12 protein-coding genes are annotated in these 22,834 nt (G+C 47.5%); 7 read left to right on the top strand and 5 right to left on the bottom strand.

Annotated features, from left to right (window positions below; genetic code table 11):
* Positions 1 to 116: 116 nt before the first annotated feature.
* From BLT07_RS14485 to BLT07_RS14475, 3 genes are all read right to left on the bottom strand, one after another.
* On the bottom strand, positions 117 to 1,604 hold the full coding sequence (locus BLT07_RS14485; protein WP_091871025.1) for a sulfatase family protein: 1,488 nt from the start codon (positions 1,602 to 1,604) through the stop codon (positions 117 to 119).
* Between the two features lie 163 nt (positions 1,605 to 1,767).
* A complete protein-coding gene (locus BLT07_RS14480; protein WP_091870291.1) occupies positions 1,768 to 2,583 on the bottom strand; it encodes a carboxylesterase family protein in 816 nt (271 codons plus the stop codon).
* A gap of 211 nt (positions 2,584 to 2,794) precedes the next feature.
* On the bottom strand, positions 2,795 to 11,332 hold the full coding sequence (locus BLT07_RS14475) for a T9SS type B sorting domain-containing protein (RefSeq protein WP_091870287.1): 8,538 nt from the start codon (positions 11,330 to 11,332) through the stop codon (positions 2,795 to 2,797).
* A gap of 146 nt (positions 11,333 to 11,478) precedes the next feature.
* Between BLT07_RS14475 and BLT07_RS14470 the strand changes: the two genes are divergently transcribed.
* Together BLT07_RS14470 and BLT07_RS14465 are read left to right on the top strand one after the other, a co-directional pair.
* A complete protein-coding gene (locus tag BLT07_RS14470; protein ID WP_091870283.1) occupies positions 11,479 to 12,603 on the top strand; it encodes a PQQ-dependent sugar dehydrogenase in 1,125 nt (374 codons plus the stop codon).
* Between the two features lie 159 nt (positions 12,604 to 12,762).
* A complete protein-coding gene (locus tag BLT07_RS14465; protein ID WP_175455337.1) occupies positions 12,763 to 13,173 on the top strand; it encodes a c-type cytochrome in 411 nt (136 codons plus the stop codon).
* Positions 13,174 to 13,356: 183 nt separating this feature from the next.
* On the opposite strand, the gene murQ is transcribed toward BLT07_RS14465, so the two are convergent.
* Together murQ and BLT07_RS14455 are read right to left on the bottom strand one after the other, a co-directional pair.
* Positions 13,357 to 14,163, bottom strand: coding sequence for an N-acetylmuramic acid 6-phosphate etherase (gene murQ, locus BLT07_RS14460; protein ID WP_091870279.1), 807 nt, complete (start codon positions 14,161 to 14,163; stop codon positions 13,357 to 13,359).
* Between the two features lie 29 nt (positions 14,164 to 14,192).
* On the bottom strand, positions 14,193 to 14,942 hold the full coding sequence (locus BLT07_RS14455; protein WP_091870275.1) for a DeoR/GlpR family DNA-binding transcription regulator: 750 nt from the start codon (positions 14,940 to 14,942) through the stop codon (positions 14,193 to 14,195).
* Positions 14,943 to 15,180: 238 nt separating this feature from the next.
* On the opposite strand from BLT07_RS14455, the gene nagB reads away from it, so the two are divergent.
* The 5 genes from nagB to BLT07_RS14430 all read left to right on the top strand — a co-directional run bounded on the left by nagB (position 15,181) and on the right by BLT07_RS14430 (position 22,825).
* Positions 15,181 to 17,109, top strand: a complete 1,929-nt coding sequence (nagB, locus tag BLT07_RS14450; protein ID WP_091870271.1) for a glucosamine-6-phosphate deaminase — start codon at positions 15,181 to 15,183, stop codon at positions 17,107 to 17,109.
* 144 nt (positions 17,110 to 17,253) lie between these two features.
* Positions 17,254 to 18,759: a glycoside hydrolase family 10-like protein gene (locus BLT07_RS14445; protein WP_091870267.1), complete on the top strand. Its 1,506-nt coding sequence runs from the start codon at positions 17,254 to 17,256 to the stop codon at positions 18,757 to 18,759.
* Positions 18,760 to 18,780: 21 nt separating this feature from the next.
* Complete coding sequence (locus BLT07_RS14440; protein ID WP_091870263.1) at positions 18,781 to 20,055, top strand: MFS transporter; 1,275 nt, start codon at positions 18,781 to 18,783, stop codon at positions 20,053 to 20,055.
* A complete protein-coding gene (locus BLT07_RS14435; protein WP_317040768.1) occupies positions 20,042 to 21,676 on the top strand; it encodes a glycoside hydrolase family 3 protein in 1,635 nt (544 codons plus the stop codon). Before BLT07_RS14440 ends, BLT07_RS14435 begins: the two co-directional genes overlap by 14 nt.
* Before the next feature lie 72 nt (positions 21,677 to 21,748).
* The gene (locus tag BLT07_RS14430) at positions 21,749 to 22,825 is read left to right on the top strand and encodes an anhydro-N-acetylmuramic acid kinase (RefSeq protein WP_091870255.1); all 1,077 of its coding nucleotides are present in this window, start codon (positions 21,749 to 21,751) and stop codon (positions 22,823 to 22,825) included.
* The last annotated feature ends 9 nt before the right edge of the window (positions 22,826 to 22,834 follow it).

Genomic DNA, 22,834 nt, shown 5'->3' with positions numbered 1-22,834 from the left:
AACAGGAAATTCCAGTAAGTAAGAAAAGCATCGCTAGGCAAGAAAAAAGGCTGTTGTTCATAAATTACTGCAAAGATACTTTTCTATAGCCATTTTATTCCTACTAAGCTCTTAGATCAATATTCCCCTTCATGCTTAAAATCCCCAAACCGGTACTTTACCGTTCGCTTTAGCGGTATCTGCATACCACCCGTTTCTTCGAGCCAATCGTAAATATCGGTGGCCATCGATTTGGCGATATCCTGTTTATCGGGGTCGGCAATTAGGTTGTACATTTCATCGGGATCATTTTCAAGGTCGTAAAGTTCGTTTCTGTCCCAAATGCCCTGATATTTAATGTATTTATATTTGTCCGTTCGCATACCGAAGACCGTGGGGGTCATGGGAAAATCGTATTCCCAATAATATTCGTAAAAAATGGCATCGCGGGATTTTGCAGTGGTATCCCCTGTCAAAATCGGAATAAAAGAGACCCCGGGCATATTGTCCGGTTGTTTTACACCCGCTTCCGCCAATACCGTAGGACCGATATCAATGTTCTGAACCATCTGTTTCGGCGTCTTCCCGCCCTCGAAAAGGTCTGGACAGCGCACCAATAGCGGCACTTTTACCGATTCCTCATAAAAATGGCGTTTGTCTATAAGCCCGTGTTCGCCCCAACTAAACCCGTTATCGCCCATATAAATGACCAAAGTGGAATCGTCGAGGCCCTCTTTTTTTAGGTAGTCCATCACCGTTCCGATGCTTTCGTCGACCCCTAAAAGCGTTTCACAATAATCGACGACCATTTCGTTCAAATCGTTAAATCCGTGGTACATATAGTCCACCCCATGCCAGCTTACCCGCTGGTTAGCGACCCATTCGGGCCATTTTAGGTCGCGGTATTCTCCCGTTAGCGTTTGGCCATAGGTGCTGGGCAGTGCTATGGTATTGCCCTTATACCTTCCCTTATGACGACGGGCGGGCTGAAAACCCGCATGTACGGCTTTATGGGACAAGTACATAAAGAACGGTTTTTTCTTGTCCCGTTTGTCCAACCAATCCACGGCATGTTCGGTCAAGAGATCGGTTATGTAGGTAGAATCTGTATACGTCGTTCGCTTTCCATCGATATTTAAGGTAGGGTTGTAATACACCCCTTGCCCTACAAAACTCTCCCAATGGGTAAAGCCCGGTTGGGGTTCGTCGCCATGGTCGCCCATATGCCACTTGCCGAAAAATCCCGTTTGGTATCCGGCCTTTTCCAAATATTCAGGGAAAAAAGTTAAATTTCCAGGGTTCGGGGCCTGATTGTCTACTATGGTATGGGAATGAGAGAATTGTCCGGTTAAAATAGAGGCCCTGCTGGGAGAACACAGCGAAGTGGTGACAAAGGTATTCGGCAAATAAGCTCCCTCGGATGCCAGCCTATCCATATTTGGAGTCTCGAGCCAAGGTACTTTTCCCGTAAAACCCATATAGTCATAGCGATGGTCGTCGGTGAGGATAAAAATGACATTTCTGGGTTTCTTTTTGGATGGTTTTTCAGGATCCGTGTTGGCTTGGGTCTTGCCTGCGAAAAAAAGAATGCAGGTTAGTACTGTTAAAAATTTGAGTTTTTTCATGGGATGGCTTTTTTGAAGGAGGATACTTGCTTTGGAAGGGGAATTTAACGAAAAAATCGGTAAAATCATTTGTTGAACCCTTTTTTGGACGACCATCAACACGGTTTTTCATGAAAGGCTGATCTGAAAGGTATCCGGGTGCTCGGCCTCAAACCTTGCAAATTTATTTGGCTTTACGTTTTTGCTGCACAAACCAATCGTACAAAGTCTCGGTTTCGTAGGCCTGTATCCACGAATCGTGGCCCACTCCCTTGTATCTTGTAAAGCGTACATTATACCCCATCTCCCGCAATTTTTTGACCATTTCATCGGATTCCGAAATGGGGATGGATTGATCTTCTATTCCATGAAAGACCCAAATGGGCATGGTCTTATCGATCCAAGAAGCATATGGAACTGGAGTCATGCCGCAGACGACCGCCATGGCGGCAAAAGTTTCGGGATATTGCACCGCCATTTCCCATGCTGCGCCCCCTCCCCTGCTTAATCCGGTCAGATAGATACGGCTTTTATCCACTCGGTTGTTCGCTACAATGGTATCCAACAATTGTTTGATCGCCTTGGTATCCCACCATTTCTTTTTATGGGGATTTTGGGGCGCGAGTATCAAAAAAGGAAATTTCTTGCCGCGGGCAATCAATTTCGGTGGTCCGTTACGTCTCACTTTGACCAAGCTATCCCCCGACTCGCCGCCGCCATGGAGAAACAATAATAAGGGGAATTTTTTTTCAGCAGAATCGGCGACATCCTTTTTATCGGCTATATCCTTTCTATCACCGACAGCTCCGTTATCCCTTGTATCGTCATTATTCGTTGTATCCTCAATATCCCCATAATCCTCCGGATAATACAGATAGTAGCTGAAGTTTTCCTTGGTAACCACCTCCTGTTCGGCATCGATCAAGCGGTATTTCGCTTGGGCGGAGCAGCTTTGGAAGGTTAGTGCAATGAGTAGAAGAAAAATTATGTTTTTAGACATCCGAAGATTTGATTTTAAGTCCTAAAGGTATCAAATTATGGATAGGAAATAGTTGGGCGAGCAGGTATGCCGATGAAAGAACTAAGTACTACGCTTTAATTATATTTTTATGAAAAAGTTTTAAATAGCACCTTACATGTACGGTTAGCTAACAAAAAACGGATGCCCCGAAGGAACATCCGTTATTTTAAAGTCCAATATGTTTCAGCTACTAGCGGTAGAGCGTAAAATGCCCCACATACCGCGTCGAACGTTTATCGTTCTGGTTAACCACGTACCAGTAATCACCGGAGGGCAATTCTTTGCCGTCGTACAGCCCGTCCCATTCACTGACCTGATTCAGTTCTGCTACTACTCTACCGTAACGATCATAGATGATCACTTCGATATTGGGGAAGAACTCCCTGTTTTTCGGGGACCAAAAATCGTTCTCATTGTCACCGTTCGGGCTAAAGAAGTTAGGGATTTCCAGCATACCGGTAAATTCGAAGGGAATGGAAGCTACCACGACACATCCTCTTTCATCGACCACGCGCACCTCGACGGTACCGCTATCGGTGGTGGTATAAATGCCCTCGCTCCCGTAGGATTGCCCGTTAAAGAAATATTCGTAGCCGCCGAAACCACCGGCCGCAATCGCAGTCAGTTCGTTCGGACCTGTTTTTTGCGCGTCCAAGGTCAGCGGTTCATACGCGTCTATCTCGAATTCCACAGTATTGGTACATCCGTTTTCATGATAGATATACACGATATGGTTACCTACCGGCAGGTCGCCCCATGCACGTTCGTCCGTGGCCAATGCAGTAATAGCATCCGACGGGTCGATGGGATCCAGGGCGAACAGGATTTCCGAGATACGGCTAGTATCCTGCAACTCGACACGCGTCGTGCTGTTCGGGAAAATACCCTCACAACCGTACTGTAAGATGGGCTCGGCGGTCAAATCGACACCGATTTCAATCGGCACCTCGACAAAAGTCTCGCACCTATTCGCATCTTGAATAAAAACAAGATAGCTTACACCACCGGCCAGATTGTCAAAAAACAGATTGTCATTTCTTTCGAACACCTCGCTACCATCGGAACCGGGACCCATCAATTTAGTTTCGTAATAGGGTGCCAACGTAATGGGATCGACAAACGGCGTTCCTCCGGTTACCGTTAACTGCGCCGAACCGTCTGCCGCGGAGATACACGTTTCCGGATTCGTGGCGACATCGGCCACCATCAGTTGAGCAGGTTCTATGACGGTAATGAGGTCTTTTTCAAAACAACCATTTTCGTCTTGAATCAAGATTTCGTAATCTCCGGCTGCCAAATCCTCAAAAGTATATACTCCCGGATTGGTGACATCCGTAAAGAACTCGTTAAAGTTCGGGGCTATTGCAAATTGGATAAGGCCTTCACCACCGCTGGTAACCTCTAGGGTAATCGAACCGTCGGATTCCCCGGTACAACTCACCGGTGTTTCGGTCGATGTGAACACTATGGGGTCTGGTCTGAGAATGGAAATAGGTCCAAATATATCACTACAGGTTACCCCACTGGTCACTGCTATGTAATAGGCGTTCGACTGTTCGTCCAGACCTTCAAAGGTGCCAAAATCCTGCGTACGGATCAACCGTGCTCCCGAATCGGGACTAAAAGCATCTACGGGATCACCGATGTACAAGCGAAACTCTTCGTTGCCCACCCCACCGTTAGTAAACGATTCGATACGGCCATCATTTTCGGAGGCACAGGAAATATCACCTGGAGCATTCGGTAGCAAGGTAATCCCCGAAGCGTCGGTCATGGTAATACCATTCGAACGAACTGCCGTGCACACGTTGCTCAGGTTTTTCTTACGTACATCGACTTGGTACGTAATACCTGCATCCCCGGGAAATCGGAAGCTTGTGCCGGCCATATCCGCATAAACACCTATTTGCACTCCATTTTCCACCAATACATATTCATAGACAACGCTCGGGTCGGGATCGGGATTTTCAATGGCCAGTTCCATTTCACCACGGCCACCACAACCGGGTACCTGGGTCTGAACCAATCGTGGCCGAACGGGAGGTGGCGGAATAACTTCATAAGGTGGTGTAACAAAATTACAGTTAAAGCTCGACGTGATTTCAATGGCGTACCATCCGGCACTGATCACACCGCCGGATGTTCCCGTAAAAGTAGGACTGTCCTGCAAGCCGCTGCGATCTCGCTCGTCGAGTCCACTTGGTGTGGGCATTCCCGTCATGTCACTATCCAAGTAGATCAACTGATATTTATAACCTGCACCCGATACACCGCCTTCTGCACCAGGATTGCCCGTGGTCATATTAAAGGCTTCCAAAACTGCATTATTACCCCCGGGGCAAACCAGATTCTGTGGTTCACGTATTCCGGCGTTAATCGCGGGTATCGAAGGCAAATCAATGTCAAAGATATCGGTACAACCTTCAAAATCGCGAATTTCGACTTGATAATCGTCCCCACTTGACAAGTTGTTAAATATATTTACCGTACCGAAAGGAACGATTTCAACACCATTCTGTAGTAAGCGATATTCATACGGATCAGTATCCCAACCCCCGCTTCCGGTCGCTGAAATTGTTCCTAAATTATCGCTACAGGTTACATTACCTATCTCTATGGCGGTCACATCAAGTTGCCCGTTCGGTACGCGAATGGTGGCCACACCACTATCGGAAGAGCAAAAAGGCACATCCGTGGCAACTACCTCTACAAAATAATTACCGCCGGGTAGTCCGGTAATCCGCGCGGCATCCCCATTGACATCGGGGAAGTTGCCGGTATCGAAATTACCTGTGGCTATAATCGTTGTTTTACCTACATCGGAAGCCTCATATACGCGATAATCATACGTTCCCACATAATCGGATACCTCGATAAAAAGAGCACCATCATTACCGGGCATGGCACATATTACGGGATTGGCCGGGGTAATAGTCACGGTCGGGTTAATAGGAATCTCGACCGAGTGTACCGGTAAAGGGTAACTACATCCGCCTGGGGAATCATCCCGTACTACGAAGAAGTAATCGCCGGCATCGGGCAAGGAAACGGTAGCAATGCTTCCACCGATAACCGAAACGTCGGCTACGCTGGTGGTAACAGGTCCGGTAGTGATTACCGTAAAATCGGCAGTACCGGTCACGGATATCTCAACTTCTTCGGGATTCGCACAGTTCAACGGAGCAATCACGTTAAGCGTAGGAACTACATCTAATGGCAGATTAATTGTCGGCAAATCAAAAGTGGTCTGGCAACCATTACCATCGATAGCATACACGGTAATATTTCTAGGCGTACCATCGTCGACGATCTCAAAGGTATTCGCCGTCTGATAATTGGTAAAGCCTTCAATACTGTATTGATAGCCACCGCCGACAGTACCTGGATTTGTCCCATCAACAGTCACCGTAATTAGTGTAGAACTAAAACGATTGGCCGCGGGCTCACAGGTAAAGTCCGGTGCATTGGCCGTAATAATGAAATCGGCGGGATTATCGATGGTAATGATGGAGGAAAGTACGGAGCATCCTCTTGCGGTCAAAACCTCCACTTGATAATCGCCCTCGCCCAAGCTATCAAAGGATCCCGCATTATTTCGCGTCACCTCGCTTGCCGAGGGAACGTTTCTTAAAATAAATTCAATGGGCGTATCGACATCCGTACCGCTTTGAAGCGTAATGTTGATGGTGCCGTCATTCACATCATGACAGGTAATATCTTGATGGTCTTCGGTATTTATTACCGGAGGTATGGCCGCTATCAATTGAACATCTCCAACAAAAACACAACCGGTCTCGTTATCGGTCACTTCGACCTTATAGGTACCCGGGGCGACCCCGGTGATGATACCGTCCAATCGGGTACCTGTAATCGGTGCTCCGATATCCGTCGTTCCGCTGCTGTCCTGCAATTGATAATCAAAATCATTGCTACCGCCGATCACGTTCATGGTAATTGTTCCATCGGCCGCGTTACAAGTGGGCATCGTACTGAAATCACCAAAAGCGGAAAGAAATTCGTAAACCTCGGCGGTCGCTTGGCTGGTACATCCATTGGCATCCGTAACATCGACGACATACGAACCGGGACTAGCCACCTGATAGGTAAATTCATAAACACCGTTACCGATGTCAGTACCTAATTGGGTATCGCCAGCAAGCGTAAATCGTGGGGTATTTACCGTAAGTGGCATCGAGACCGTGATATCAAAAGCCGTTGCCGTAACGATACATTGGTTCACCACATCGACAGTCGGGGGCACCAAATCGGGATCTAATTGAATCACCGTTGCAATATCAAATGAGGTACAGCCACTACCGTCGCGTACATATATATCATAATTACCTGCAATGGCAACAAAGGTGGTCTCCGTGGTCCAGGCCGGATCTGCAACCGATGGTTCCGGTGCGCCTTGGTTTAAATAGGCGAATTCATAGGGACCCCCATCACCTCCCCGGCCCTGCACCGTAATCTGTCCCGCTGCATTACAGTTTGCGGCCTCTTCGGCCAGGATATCGATGGCAGGCAAGTTTTCATCTATAAGCACCGCCGTTGCGTTGGAACAATTGTCGGTTAAATTGGTAACAATAATTTGATAGTCACCGGCGAGCGCACCATACGTGTTCGAGTAGGGGTCGGAAACGGGAGTAACCGTTTCGATCAGCGTAAGGGAACCGTCTTCATTGTCCATTAGCTCAATTCGGAGATTGTCCGTACCGGGATTAAATCCGGTAACCTCATAGGTAATCTCACCATTTCTATTCGTTATATTACAGGCGCCTGGTGTTGAAGTTGCGGTAACCGCTAAAAGGGATGGCCCGGAAACAGGGGGGATCTCATCCAAATAAATGCATCCTGTAAACGTATCGGTAACTTCTACGGTATAGGTCACACCGAATTGAAGTCCGTTAAACGTATGTCTTCTTGGCGAAACGTTAGGACTGACCGGTGCGGCAGGATCATTTTCTAACCGGATCAAGAAAGGTCCGGTTCCGCCCACGATATCCACCGTTTCGCTGAAACCTAGGATAGTACAAGATGGTGAAGGTACGGGCAATGGTGTTACCGTTACTTCCGATTGCGTAATCTCAACGATATCAATATCCCTACAACCATTGGCATCCAAAGTAATGACGGTGTACATGCCGGGGATTAATGCCGAATCGGTGATGTCATAGGGAATAATATCTGCGCGGGCAATATCATCCTCTTGGACCACAATCGTGCCTGTGCTATCCTCGATACGGAAGGAAAAATTCTCCGAACCGTTGGTCACATTGTCTATCCGGATGCCCCCGGACACAGCGCCGCCGGGACTACAGGTGGCGCTCAACTCGCTGACCGTAGCATCAGGTGCGGGGGTGTTGTCGGTGCCGACTACCGCATCGGCAGCAGGAGTTTCACAACCACGTGCATCGCGCACCACAAAAGGATAGGTGCCAACGGTCAAGTTTGAATACACGGTTTGGGAGGTAAACGCCCCACCGTCAAAACTGACCTCGTAGGGAGGTATTCCGCTAGTGGCATCCGGCCGTATGGTAACTATTCCATTATCCGTTCTGGCACAGCTTACATCCTTTACGTCGACTGCAGCGGCAGCGATCTGCTGCGCAGGATCTACTACCAACGGAGAAGAAAACGCTTCGCAGCCTTCGTTATCCGTAACCCTAAAAACATAAGTAGCTCCAGTGGTTACCGGATATAAAAAGCTATTCGCAATCAAGGGCTGCGCAATTCCGTAAGTTGCACCATTGTCATCACTGACCTGATAATCCTTTGGCGCGGCACTGGCCAAATAGCCTCCGGTAATACTTACCCGGATCTGACCTGGTGATCCCCCACAGGGAATATCGGTGTCGATACTTGTATTCACACGTAACTGCGGACGTACCGTAACATTAACGGCATCCCTACAATTATTACCATCGACTACTTCGATGGTATAGTTTCCAGGCGTAAGCCCTGTAAAAACAGGGCTCCCCTGTAGGCTTCCTCCGTTGATGCGGTATTGATGGGTAGCCAATAGCGCGGAGCCCGCCGTAGAGGTTACGCCAACGGTAGCTCCCGTTCCGGGAACAAAGCAGTAATCGGATGCCGCGGCATCTAAGGCAATGGCCGGCGCATCAATCTGGGTTAATGTAAAATCAAAGGTATCGGTACATCCTTCGGCATCCACGACACTAAGCCGATAGTTGCCGGCTGCCGTTAGGTTATTGAACGTACGGTTCGATCTTGGCCCGACCGTACTTGCATTTGGATAGGTCAATGTATAACGATAAGCGCCCCAGCCTCCGGTAGCGTTGCCGATAACTCGGCCACTATTGCCATTGGCACAGCTCATGTCTCTAACAGTACCCGTAAGATCTATCGGAGCACCTGGTTCTACTATATCGAAACTAGCCGTATCGGTACATCCGGTATCGGCATCGGTGACGGTAATTACATAGGTACCTGCGCCAGACGGTGGCAAGTCTACTTCTGCATCATTTTGCGGAGCACTTTCAGGGCCTCCGTTAATATTATACGTATAGTTATTTCCAAATCCATCTATCAGATACGTGCCGGAACCGTCCGTTGCACCGGTACAGACCCGTAGGTCACCGCCCGATTTTACCCGCGCCCGAATTGAACTGATGGTTACAGGGGTAAAGGTTTCGGTATAACTACAGTTTCTATCGTCCGTTATACGAAACGTATAGGTGGTACCAGTGTTAAGGCCGGTAAAAAGTCCAGTGCCGTTACTCGCCGTAATTGGACTAACAATTTCGTAGGTGGAAATGGTGTTGGTACTCGTCGGTGTCAACTGCACATCGGATGAACCCAACCCACAATTGATGTTACTCTGGGCAAAATCGAGGTTTGTCGGGGGCGTTACCCCGGTAATGGTAATTGCTGTCAAAACTCTCCGGCAACCACTGTCATCGATGATAACTGGGTTATATACCCCTGCGGAAAGTCCGGAATATAATGTGGTAGCCGAAAAATTGGTGCCGTCAAGGCTGAATTGATAGCCGGTGCCCGAGCCTCCCGTAAACGGACCGGTAAATTCAATCTCGCCACCCGTGGTGCCGCCTCCCAAATTACAGGAAACATCGAAATTTTTAATCGCGTCACCGGTAATCGTTCCGACTTCGGTGACCGCTACCGTGTTCGGCATAGCCAAAATACAGCTGAAGGCACCCGATTCATATTGCACCTCAATGCTGTTATAGGCTCCAGCAGTTACGGTTAATATGAGGTTATTGCTCCAAGGATCACCCGGAGCGGCCCTAAACTGTAGGTCATACCCTTTTGCATCGATAATCGAAAATTCAAGGCGTGCCCCACCATTGGTACAGGTTCCGTCAACTCCAGCTACGGTAATATCCGGCGGAGTAAGTTCGGCGACGTTGGCAGAGGCCGTAATCGTACATCCATTCGCATCGGTAATCAAAAATTCATAGGTACCGGGACTGTTCACCGTTTCGACTCTTGAAGCAGCGTAATTGGGACTCGAGGGTCCTGCTCCGTTCACGATATAGGTATAGGGCGCCGTTCCTCCCGACGTATACACGGTAATATCGACACTGCTGATACCGCAGGCGGTACTAAAGCTGTTATTAGGTTCCGCCCGGGCATCCAAGGCCGAAACCCCAGCACCTATAATTATAGGATTGTTCGAGGTATCCCTATCCTGTCTCGGCGGATCGATTCCAGCCAAGGGATCGCCAGTACATTGCGTTGTTTCTACCTGTACCGTATATGTACCAAAACCTACGGCCGAAAAGGTGTAGGGATTATCGGGAATAAAAGCGGTAAACTCTTGTGCTGTTCCGGTGTCGTCCAACAAGGTATACTTAAATGGCCCCGGTACGTTACCTGCGGTTACCGTGACGGTACCGGTCTCACCCGAACACTGGGCATCGGTAAAGGTGACATCGATAGCGATATCTTGCTGCTCAATGAGGATCGGCGCATACGGATATTCACAGGTGTTGGCCGTATTGCGCAAGCGCGCCTTTACAATGTAGGTGTTGGGCATCAGATTATTGAAAATTGGTCCCTGCCATGGGCCAAATCCACCACCATTGTCAATACTGAATTCGTAGGCACTTGAAAGTCCGGTTATCTGTATCCTGCCCGGTACGCCACAAACAAAGTCATTTTTAACAAAGCTTTGGGTAATCGTACTTTTCTTAACCTTGAAATAATAGGGCTGGCCATTGGCCACGACCCTAAACTCGCCCCCTGTCGTGGCAGAGATACCACTGGCGTCAAGATTAAATGTGGAACCCGTGCCCACTGTGGTGTAACATGAACCCGTAGTATTCGGACAGTTTTGGTTAATATCGGGACTACATGAACCGCCCAATTTCTGCCAAGAAATAGGACCTGAAGCACCGGAAAGTGAAATCGTTCGATCGTCGGAATCACCACATAGGTTGAATCGGGCGACGGTAGCACCATCGTTACTACAGGTTACCACATCATCTGCCCCCAGAATAATAGTAGCGAACATCGGCGCAGCCGCACTAATATCCGCAGCACTTTTAGTTACCGTGGTTTCCTTGAGCTCAGGCACAGCTTTGGCAGTCTCTTTCATTTCCGGCGAAGCAACCTCCTTTATAACGGAAGCGACCTCAGTGAAAATGGCGTGGACCTTAGTATTGGCGATGGCTGTGGTACCTACTGCAGAAAAAATAAGCAATATGAGGGCATACAAAAGTTGCCGTGGTTTTTTTGGAAGCATAGGTTAAGTCGTATTTGGGCAAGAACAGGCGCGATTTGGGTGGCGACAAATTCTTCGTGTAATTTTATGAACTTATAAAAATCTGTTTATCTTTAGCCTTGAGACCGTCTCTACAGTCATCTTAATACTACATTTAACGTCAAATCATGAAAAATAGTGTACTTCTTCTTGGTCTATCCATTCTAACCTTCAATCTATCTTGTGCACAGGATACTGTAAACAAGGTAGATACACCTGAAAAAATACCGTTTACGGCAGAATTATTAATCGATGAAATACCCGTTCCATGGGGAATGGCGTTCTTGCCTGACGGTAGTATGCTAGTGACCGAAATCTCGGGGGATCTTATTCATTATAAGGATGGACAAAAAACTAAGGTCTCTAACGCGCCGAAAGTCTATAAAAGAGGCCAAGGCGGACTTTTGGATGTTGCCACGCACCCTGATTATGAAAATAAGGGATGGATCTATATTTCGTATGCTTCGGATGAAGGCAAGGAAAAAGGGGGACATACGGCTTTGATGCGCGCCAAATTAAAGGATAACGCGTTGGTAGATATCGAGCAATTGTACAAGGCCACACCGAATACCACCAAGGGCCAGCACTTTGGATCTCGTATCGCTTTCGACAATGACAGCTATCTCTTTCTTTCTATTGGGGAGCGTGGCGACCGCGATCACAATCCCCAGGATATCACTAGGGATGGTGGAAAAATCTACCGCTTCAACGATGACGGTAGTATTCCCGAGGATAATCCCTTCGTCGGTACGGATGGTGCGAAAACAGCTATTTACAGCTATGGACACCGGAATCCTCAGGGCTTGGCAAAAAATCCGGAAACCGGGGAAATTTGGGATAACGAACACGGTCCCCAAGGCGGTGACGAAATTAACATTATCGAACCGGGCGCGAACTACGGATGGCCTGTGGTCACCTACGGCATCAACTACAGCGGCACCCCGATTACCGACAAGACCGAAATGGAAGGTATGACCCAGCCCATCCACTATTGGGTACCCAGTATTGCGCCTAGTGGAATGGCCTTTATTTCTTCGGATACATATGGGGCTGATTGGAAAGGAAGCGTGCTGGTCGGCTCCTTAAAATTCCAATACCTTGAACGTCTGGCGATGGACGGACACACGGTGACCAAACGGGAAGAACTCATGCCCGGTTTGGGTCGCGTACGCAATGTGGAGGAAGGACCGGATGGTTTGATTTATGTGGCCGTCGAGGGGAAGGGAGTATACAAGTTAGTTCCGAAGAAATAATTGCGAGGAGTGTGCCTTTAGGCGAACGACGCGGCAATCTGTTGAACATTCTAGTAGGTTCAACAGATTACAGCGTCGCCTTAAAGATTTTGCCGGGTTCAACAGATTGCCGCGCTTCGCTCGCAATTACCGATACCAACAACCTAATAGAAAATAGCAATGAAAACATTCCTACTAATCTATTTTTCTGCCATTATTACACTATCCCTCTACCTCTTCCAAAATCAAGACGCAGCGCTTGCGGAAAGTATGCAGCGGGGCAGTGAAATTTATTCGGACTTCTGCGTAACCTGTCATTTGCAGGAAGGCGAGGGCGTGACGAACACCTTTCCCCCACTTGCGGGCGCGGATTATCTGATGGCCAATCGGGAAGCCAGTATCCGAGGCGTAAAATTCGGGCAGCAACAAGAAATTGTAGTGAACGGCGTCACCTACAACACCGCCATGCCCGATCCGGGACTGGAAGCCGAGGAGGTCGCCGATGTCATGAACTACATTCTTAATTCTTGGGGAAATGTTTCGGAGGAAATGGTGACCGTAGCGGAGGTCGAGAGCGTTTCTGAGAATTGAATATCCCCAGTAATTGCGCCCCAAACCCCCACTAGAAAACGGAGTTGAGTAATCTATTGAAGACTCTGAACGGCCTCAACAGATTGCTGCGGTTTTCATTATGCCGGGTGCTAGAATTGCCACGTCGCATTCATGATTTTTCCGGGTTCAAACTACTATATTGCTCGCAATTACTGCGGCCGGCTACCTCCCCGCCTCCAACGCCGCCTTTACGGAACCATGCTTTTTCAACAACTGCTCCGCCGCGCTGTAATCCACGTTCAGCCCTTCCATTACATAGCGCGTACCTCGATCGACGAGTTTGTTGTTACTAAGCTGCATGTTGACCATCTTGTTGCCTTTGACCCTTCCGATCTTTATCATTAATGCGGTGGAGATCATGTTCAATACTAATTTTTGGGAGGTGCCACTTTTCATACGGGTGCTTCCGGTCACGAATTCCGGACCTACATTGACGGCGATTCCGATGTCTGCAGATTCGTCCAAAGGCGAACCCGGGTTATTGGTAATTCCCGCGGTCAATAGTCCGTTTTTCTTGGCATCATCGATTCCTCCAAGAACGTATGGGGTCGTACCGGAAGCCGCGATACCTACAACGACATCATGGGCATCGAGGGCATGGGCCATCAAATCATGCCAAGCTTGTTTCGTGTCATCCTCGGCATGCTCCACGGATTTCCTGATGGCGGTATCCCCTCCGGCGATAATTCCAATGACCCGGGTATGCGGCATTCCGTAGGTAGGAGGAATTTCAGAGGCATCCAAAACACCCAACCTCCCACTGGTACCCGCCCCGATATAGAATAAACGCCCGCCCCGTTCAAAACGTTCGGCCAAAGCATCGACCAATTTCGTGATTTCGGGAATGGCCAATGCCACGGCATCCGCCACTTTTCTATCCTCTTCATTCATTTTGGTCAGGATGGAAAGGGTATCCAACTGCTCTAGATTATCGTGGTTCGAGGGGGTTTCTGTGATTTTTTTATACATCTTTAAAGGGTTGTGGATTGTAGTTGGACTTATAATAACCGAATATCATGTTCCCGGAACGGATTCAAAAGTTTGTTTTCAGGATGTAACTCCGTTATCATCGTATTAATGGCATTGATCTCACAGGTCTTGTAGCGATGCTGAGAGTTCAATTTTTCGGAGATGGATAAAAGTACCGTTTTTTTGGCGCATTTGATGACGGCTTTTTTTACCTGAACAATATCCCAATCAAATTCGGTCAATCCATATTGGGAGTCTACGTAGCCCGTGCCTATAAAACTGTAATCTACCTTAATTTCGGAGAGATTGTGTATGGCGTTGGCGCCGATTGCGGTTTGGGATTCCTTAGAAACTTGTCCACCTACCATGATTACGGTAACATTGGGTTTAGTCAACAGTTCCATAGCGACCGGAAGGCTATGGGTAAAACAGGTTAGGTCAAGTTCGGTCGGCAATAACCGGGCCAGCTCCAAACAGGTGGTACCGCCGTCGACAAAGATTACGGCCCCGTCTTTAAGCAATGCCAGGGCTTTTTGGGCTATGGTACTTTTGTCCTCCAGCCTATAAATATTATTGTTTCGGGTGCTGTTCGTGGTAAACCCCAACGATATGGCACCGCCATGTACCTTGCGCAGCTTGTGGTCGCCATCGAGTTCCTTTACATCGCGACGAATGGTATCAATGGAGACATCCAATGCCTCGGCGATGTCAGTGAGCAATATCCGGTTGTGAAGCTCGACCTCGCTTAAAATAGTCTGTTGGCGTTCTTCTTTTAGCATTTTGGATGTTTAAAATTTATGTTTGAATTTTTTTATACAATCCTATCCAACGAACAAAAATCAGTTTGTAACTTTAATTCTCGTTCAAAGATAAGAATTAAAACAATATGCCGTTTTTTACAGTTTTAAATCTTGAAAATCTAAAAACTAGCAAAAAGACGCAAAATAAGAAGCATAAAACTGCAATACATTCATTTATTAGCTACATTTGCAGTTCCGTCCAAAAACACAGAAAAATATGAAAACAGTTTTACAAAAGAAAAATATAGATATCGGCTACAAACCGGTCGGCCAATTCGAGGAGACCCGTTTTGAGAAAATCCATAATGTAATTTTCTCCGATTCTAACGAGGCTTCGATAAAGGTTGCGGAAGAAATTGCGGCCCTTATCCGCAAAAAACAGGCGGCTGACAAACAATGCGTGTTGGGTCTGGCCACGGGTTCTTCCCCCCTACGGGTTTATGAAGAGCTGGTACGGATGCATAAGGAAGAGGGACTCAGCTTTTCGAACGTTGTCACTTTCAACCTCGACGAGTACCTTCCCATGGAAAAGGAAAACCGCCAGAGCTACTGGTATTTTATGCACGAAAATTTGTTCGACCATATCGATATTCCAAAAGAAAATATCAATATACCTGATGGAACGGTTGAAGGCGATGCCGTAATCGACTATTGCCTATCCTATGAAGAAGAAATCAAAAAGCATGGGGGACTCGATTTCCAACTATTGGGTATTGGTCGTACGGGACATGTCGGTTTTAACGAACCGGGATCCCATTACAACTCCGGTACGCGGGTAATTACATTAGATTATATCACTCGCGTAGATGCCGGTCCTGCTTTTTTCGGTATTGACAATGTTCCGCGAAAGGCCATTACCATGGGAATCGCTACGGTACGCAATGCCAAACGCATCGTCTTGCTCGCTTGGGGGCAGAACAAGGCAGAAATTATTCAGGAGACGATAGAAGGCGAAATTTCATCCGCAGTTCCGGCAACCTATCTTCAGGAGCACAAAAACTGTACGTTCGTTCTTGATACCGGGGCGGGTAACCTGCTTACCCGAAACAAAACGCCTTGGTTGGTCGATGAATCGTTGGAATGGACGGAAGAACTCACCGGAAAGGCCGTAGTCTGGCTCTGCACCCTGACCGGCAAATCCATTTTAAGCTTAACGGACAAAGATTATAACGATAACGGCATGTCTGGCCTATTGGCGTTACAGGATTCCTACGACCTCAATATCAAAATGTTCAATAAGCTACAGCATACCATTAGCGGCTGGCCCGGCGGCAAACCCAATGCCGATGATACCAATAGGCCCGAACGCGCAGAACCTACGAAAAAAAGGGTGATTATATTCAGTCCGCACCCCGATGACGATGTCATTTCCATGGGCGGTACGTTCGATAGATTAATCGATCAGGGCCATGAGGTACATGTCGCCTTTCAGACCTCTGGCAATATCGCCGTATCCGACAAAGAGGCCTTGAAATTTGCCGAGATCTCAAAGCGAATTTACAAATCGACAGAGGCCCAAGAAATTATCGATTACATCAAAGCCAAAAAAGAAAGTAGTTACGACTCGAAACAGGTGTTGCGATTGAAAGGGGATATTCGGAGAGGGGAATCTCTGGCCGCCGTCCGATATCTCGGTCTTGACGATGCCAATGTCCATTTTCTGGACCTTCCCTTTTACGAAACGGGACGCGTCAAAAAGGATCCTCTTTCGGAAGCCGATATCAAGATTATCATCGACATCATTAAAGAGATAAAGCCGCACCAAATTTATGCCGCCGGTGATCTGGCCGATCCCCATGGTACCCATAAGGTATGTCTAGATGCCATATTTGCGGCCATCGAACGCTTAAAATCGGAACCTTTCATGAAAGACTGCTGGGTCTGGTTGTACCGCGGCGCATGGCATGAATGGGATATCAACGAGATCGAAATGGCCGTGCCTATGAGTCCCGGTCAGGTATTGCGAAAGCGGAACGCCATTTTCGCGCACCAATCCCAAAAAGACGGGGTCATGTTCCAAGGCGACGATTCGCGGGAATTCTGGATGCGTGCCGAAGAGCGTAACAAAGAGACCGCCGAGCGCTACCATGCCCTTGGCCTGGCCGATTATGCGGCGATGGAGGCCTTTGTTAGGTATAAGTTTTAATGAAACCACTGAAATTCCGAGAGGAATTTCGGAATCAGAAGCGAAAAAAGAACCGTTTTTGGAACTAGTTCTATGCCTCTTTAGGCACGTTGTCTATATCTAAAGGTCTATTTTTGGATTCAAATAGACCTTTATATTTGCTATATGGTCAAGTATACTCCTCTCTTGCTACTCTTAGTGTTGGTGTTGAATTCTTGTGCGATTTTCAACCCCATCGCGCAACCAGAACGGGAATTTCGTGGGTTTTGGGTCGCCACAGTGGTAAATATCGACTGGCCCAAAAGTGGTTCCGACCCCGTCGAAAAGCAGAAAGCGGATTACCTGAAAATCCTCGATTTTTACGATAGTCTCAACTTCAATGCGGCCATCGTTCAAGTGCGCACGGCGGGAGACGCTTTCTATGCCTCCAAATATGCCCCATGGTCACGATTTTTAACAGGGGAAGAAGGTAAAGCTCCCCAAACGGATGAAAGTATTTTGGGATGGATGATAGCGGAAACGCATGCAAGGGGCATGGAGTTCCACGCTTGGTTGAATCCCTATCGAGCGACTTTTGATCTGAATACGGAAATTTTGAGTCCGGAGCATGATTACCACCGGCATCCGGAATGGATGCTGAAATATGGAAAAAAATACTATTATGACCCCGGCCTGCCGGACGTGCGTGAACGCATGGTCTCGGTTATCGACGAGCTGGTCTCCAATTTTGATATCGACGCCGTTCATTTCGACGATTATTTTTATCCCTACACCATTACCGGTGAGGTTTTTGGCGATTCGCTGAGTTTTGATAAATATGCATCCGAAAATCAATCGATGGGGGATTGGCGGCGTAGCAATATCAATCTTTTGGTCAAGTACAGCTATGAAATCATAAAGGCCCGAAAGCCTTGGGTGCAGTTCGGTATCAGTCCCTTTGGCGTTTGGAAAAATAAATCCACAGATCCGAGAGGTTCGGATACACAAGCGGGACAGACCACCTATGAAAACCTCTACGCCGACCCCCTGCTTTGGATGAAAAGAGGATGGCTTGACTATTTGGTGCCGCAAGTGTACTGGAGCATGGACCTACCGGTTGCATCCCACCGTAAGATTGTGCACTGGTGGGCCGAAAACACCACAAACAGTAATCTCTACATAGGTAACGGACCCTATAAAATTCGCAATAATAACGACAAGGCATGGGACAAAAAGAACGAACTGCCCAAACAGTTGCGATTCGCCAGAGATACGAAAGGGGTTCAGGGCAATGCTTTTTTCAGTGCCAAAAGCCTGATGGAAAGTAAAGCGGATGTAGTCAAACACCTGCGCCGAAAATACTATAAGCGAGAAGCCCTTCCCCCAACATCTCCGTGGATGTCCGGTCGAGCAACGGCCCATCTTGAAATTAAATCTACACAAAAGACCAACGACGCTATCGTCATTAATTTTAGGGATTTAAAACCCTTTCAATTTATTACGATTTATCCATCAGTAAAGAAATTACAATCCCGTTATCCGATTAAAAAGCTGCTGGTAAAATTCCCAATAGTCGATAGCAGCTCGATAATTCTTCCCAAGAGAATCCTTGGAAAACGAAAACAGATTGCGGTAATTTTAATTGATCGATTTGGTCGTGAATCCGAACCAATCGTTGTAGATTTAAGATAAAATTGAACAAAAACTAACAATTTGATCAAAAAAGACAAATGGGCCTGGGCCTGGGTGCCCGTCCTCTACTTCACGCAGGGGCTGCCCTATGTACTGGTGGTGACCGTATCGGTAATCATGTATAAAAAACTGGGTGTCAGCAACGAAGATATCGGGCTGTACACCAGCTTGCTCTATCTTCCCTGGGTTTTGAAACCCTTATGGAGCCCTTTCGTTGACCTCAAAAGCACCAAACGGAAGTGGTTTTTAGGGATGCAGTTGTTGATAGCGATTGCCCTATTGGGTGTAGGATTGACCCTACCGACCAGTATGTTCTTTACCACTACCCTAGCCTGCTTTTGGATGGCCGCCTTCGCCTCCGCGACCAACGATATCGCCTCGGATGGTTACTATATGATCGGACTTACGGAACAAAAGCAGTCCTTTTTCGTCGGTATGCGAAGCACCTTTTACCGTCTAGCCATGGTTACGGGCGAAGGTCTTATCGTAGTTATTGCGGGGTTTCTGGAAAACGAGTACGGCGATAATACCAAAGCCTGGAGCATCACCATGACTGCGGCCGCATTTTTGATGCTGGCCTTGACCGTAGCCAACTTTTTTACGACTCCTAAATTCGAATCCTCTACCGCTATCACCCAGGCCAAACCTAAAGGGTTTCTTGCCGTTTTCGCATCCTTCTTCCAAAAAAAGAATATTGGCATCGCCTTGGCATTCATCTTGACTTTTCGATTGGGCGAATCGCAATTGGTGAAAATGGCAGCGCCTTTTTTGTTGGATGCTCCCGAAAAAGGAGGCTTGGGCTACTCCACCGAACAACTGGGAACGATTTTTGGCGCAGTGGGGGTCATCTTTCTTTCGCTCGGAGGGATACTTGGCGGTATCCTGATTTCAAGGGACGGCCTGAAAAAATGGATGTTTCCGATGGTACTTTCGCTGAATATACCCAACATTCTTTATGCCGTTCTGGCGATGACCGGTACCACAAATGTTTACGCCGTCACCGCTACCGTTATTTTCGAAAAATTCGGCTATGGCTTCGGCTTTGCCGCCTTTTTAATGTACCTCATCTATGTGGCCGAGGGAAAATCAAAGACCTCCCACTACGCTATCGCCACCGGTTTTATGGCACTGGGCATGATGCTTCCGGGAATGATATCCGGTTATATGCAACAATGGCTAGGGTATGGCGGATTTTTCGTTTGGGTGGTCATCGCCGCCCTACCCGCCGTTTTCTTATTAAAATTTATCGAATATCCCGCGGATTTCGGGAAGAAAACCAACGATGCGGATGCGTAACATAATTTCTTGTACACAATCAAATAAACAGCTCACTCTCAGGGAGAAAGTCGGACAGTTATTTATGCCTTCCGCTTTCATCAATGATACGGAGGAAGAAATACAGAAGTTGGAAAAACTGATCTCTAACCAGGATGTTGGGAGCCTCTGTTTTTTTCATAGCCGCGCCAGTGCGGCGACCAATTTCGAAGGGGTCAAAGCCGTAGTTCATAATGAGAACAGTTATGAGACGCTGAAAAGCCTAATCAAGCGCTATCAAAAGGCGGCCAAATATCCGCTGCTGATTGCCATCGATGCTGAATGGGGCTTGGCCATGCGTATTGAAAACACGCCGCAATATCCCTATGCCATTACCTTGGGAGCCTTGGCGGATGACCAATCCGATTTAATTTATAAAGTCGCGGAGAATATCGCTAAAGATTGCCGGGCAGCAGGCATACATTGGAATCTGTCTCCCTGTGTCGACATCAACAACAATCCCGACAATCCCGTCATCGGCTATCGCTCTTTTGGGGCCGACAAAAACAAGGTGACCGAAAAGGCTTTGGCCTTTATCAAAGGCACGCAAAGCGCGGGTATCCTGACCAGCATCAAACATTTTCCAGGCCACGGCGATACGGCGACGGATTCGCACTTAACCCTTCCGCTTATCGACAAATCGAAAGAGGAACTCTTCGAAAACGAACTGTATCCCTTTCAAAAGTTGATCGATGAAGGCGTGGATTCCGTCATGGTGGGGCACCTTTCCGTTCGGGCACTGTCAGGTGGCAAAATCCAATCTTCAAGTCTATCCAAAAAAATCATCAAAGGAATACTGAGGGAGCATATGGGATACAAAGGCGTGGTCATTTCCGATGCGCTCAACATGCACGCCGTAGCTAAAAATCATCCCCTGAAAGGCGAACTGGAGTGGTTGGCCTTCGATGCCGGCAACGATGTGCTTTGTTTCGCCGAACATATCGCGGAAGGCATCGAAACCATCCTGAAAAATGCCTCCCAAGAACAGATCGAGGAAAGTTTTGAACGGGTCTGGAAGCTAAAAGTGCACACCCAAGTGTCGAGTTCGAGTTCGAGTTCGAGTTCTAGACCAAGTTCGAGTTCAAGTTCAAGTTTGACCTCGAATTCAAACTTAATAAGTCCCAATACATTAAATCGGAAAATTGCTGTGGAAAGCCTGACGCTATACAAAGGTTCGGCAAAGCTCATTTCAGATTTTAGGGAAACTGATTTTTTAGGGGCTTGTTTTCCAGAAAAAATGGATAATCAATTTTTTAAAAATATCAACCCTAATATAGCGTTTAAATCGATTTCATCGTTTGATGGAGTGCTAAAGGAAAGGGCAAACATTCTTTTGGCGCTATTTCCACCGCAGGTAAAACCCACTCATAAATTCGGATTCGCTAAGGAGGAACTTATCTTTATCAACGAACTTATTCAGACTAAAAACGTTGTGCTTTATCTATTTGGAAATCCCTATGTGCTGAACCATATCAATTACGAAAAAACAAAGGCCGTGGTAATCGCCTATCAAAATTTTGAGGTGTTTCAGGAAATTGCTGCGGAACATTTTATGGGCAACTTGGAGGCGAAAGGAAAATTGTCGGTCAAGATAAGAGCGTGAATTGTGAAAGCTCTCCTCCTCTTTTGAAAACAGGCCTACCGGCGAGGCAGGTAGGAGAACAAAAAACAGAAAATGAAAACATACCAAATACTAGGCCTTATGTCCGGCACCTCATTAGACGGGCTCGACCTGGCCTTTTGCCACATCTGGCAGTCGGGCACAGACTGGAAATTCAAGATCAAGGAAACCAAGAGCGTTTCCTATTCTCCTGAATTACAATCAAAATTGCGGAATTCCATTTTTCTCCCCGCAGAGGAACTGTTGAGTTTCCATAATTCCTACGGCACTTGGTTGGGTGAGCAATCCAAGGGCTTTATCGAGGAACACGCCTTGAACGTTGAATGTATTTCCAGTCACGGCCATACCACGCACCACCGCCCCGAAATGGGACTCACCTTTCAAATCGGATCGGGACAGCATTTGGCCAATGCCAGCGGACAAAAGGTCATTTGCGATTTCCGCACGAACGATGTGGCCCTGGGCGGACAGGGCGCTCCGCTGGTACCCATCGGCGATACTTTGTTCTTTGGTGAATACGACTTCTGCCTGAACCTGGGTGGCATTGCCAATGTATCTTTCGACAAAGATGGCCAACGTATCGCCTACGACATCGGTCTGGCCAATATGATCCTGAACCATATTACCCGAAAAAACGGGCTAGATTACGATAAAGGCGGGCAATTGGCAAGTAGCGGAAGGGCAAATAAAGAACTGCTGACCCAGCTGAACCATTTGGAGTACTATCACCTTCCCTATCCCAAATCTACCGGCTATGAATGGTTTGTGGAAAAGGTCGTTCCATTGGTGGATGGCACCGATGATAGTATGGCAAATCCTTTGTGTACCGGAATCCATCATATCTGCGAACAGGTTGCCACTCAGGTGAAGGTCAATTCTCGCAAATCCGACAACCTTCTTTTGGTTACGGGCGGAGGCGCTTTGAACGATTTTCTAATACAGACCCTGCAAGAAAAATTGGGCAGCGACACTCAAGTGGTCGTCCCCGACAAAAAATTGATCGAATTTAAGGAGGCGCTGGTATTTGCCTTGATGGGCGTGCTTCGAACGGAATTGAAAACCAACGTTTTGAGCTCGGTGACCGGGGCTAAGAGGGATTCCTCTAGTGGAGTGGTTTTTTTACCGAGTTGACCTGCAAGT

The organism is Pricia antarctica (genome assembly GCF_900101815.1).
Taxonomy (GTDB): Bacteria; Bacteroidota; Bacteroidia; order Flavobacteriales; family Flavobacteriaceae; genus Pricia; species Pricia antarctica.
The sequence above is the reverse complement of the archived record's forward strand: the minus strand, read 5'-3'. Positions and strand labels throughout refer to the sequence as shown.